Here is a 703-nt window from a genome sequence, read left to right as displayed (position 1 = left end):
GCGGGGTCCGCCGAAAGTTGATTTATTTATTATAATCAGATTTATTAATGTTATTTTTATATTTCATAATCAATAATAAATTTTCAGGATCATTATGTTTTTTATCTATTACTAACTTATATATTTTTATTCAGTTAAAATATGTAATATACTTTTTAGTTTTTAAAGGATAAAGATTAAAATATTGTACAATAGGAGATAATTTAGTGGTATTAACTGTTACATTGTAACCTTCGTAACTTTTTAATAAATGTTTTTTACCTCCTAATATTTCAGCTAAATATTCCATACAACTAGAGTTACCTTTTTGAGATAAAATATATCTTAATCTAACTAATTTAGCAGTATTAGACTTATTGTCATAAACGGAGCAAGTAAAACATCCTTCAGCATCTGTAAAACCAGATAATCAAGCATTATCTAAATTAGGTCTAAATGAACTATCTATATGAGGTATATTTTCTTTATATTTTAAATTAAACGCATTTAATCATAATTTAAATTGTTCTTTTCTAGTATCAAGAAAAATATTTCCATTAAATATAGAAATTAGTTTAATTAGATTATTTTTATCTCTAACTCTATAACAATGAGTATTTCTTACTGAATCTTGTTTTCTAACAACTCCAAACCCTAATTCTTTTTTTATCATAAATAAAATTTGAGCATCTGGGCTAGATTGTGTAATTCTAAACTCTAAATA

General features: G+C 23.0%; 1 protein-coding gene and 1 pseudogene. Both read right to left on the bottom strand.

Features of this window, described 5'->3' with window-relative positions:
- Positions 1 to 130 precede the first annotated feature (130 nt).
- Positions 131 to 397, bottom strand: a pseudogene (locus IEW49_RS13460) (LAGLIDADG family homing endonuclease); the annotation flags it as partial.
- Positions 398 to 490: 93 nt separating this feature from the next.
- A partial coding sequence (locus IEW49_RS13455; RefSeq protein ID WP_229658241.1) for an LAGLIDADG family homing endonuclease occupies positions 491 to 703 on the bottom strand: 213 nt, incomplete at its 5' end.

The sequence above is a fragment of the Pseudoblastomonas marina genome (genome assembly GCF_014641655.1).
GTDB classification, from domain to species: domain Bacteria; phylum Pseudomonadota; class Alphaproteobacteria; order Sphingomonadales; family Sphingomonadaceae; genus Alteriqipengyuania_A; species Alteriqipengyuania_A marina.
Note: the sequence above shows the minus strand (reverse complement) of the source record. Positions and strands in the feature narration are given on the sequence as shown.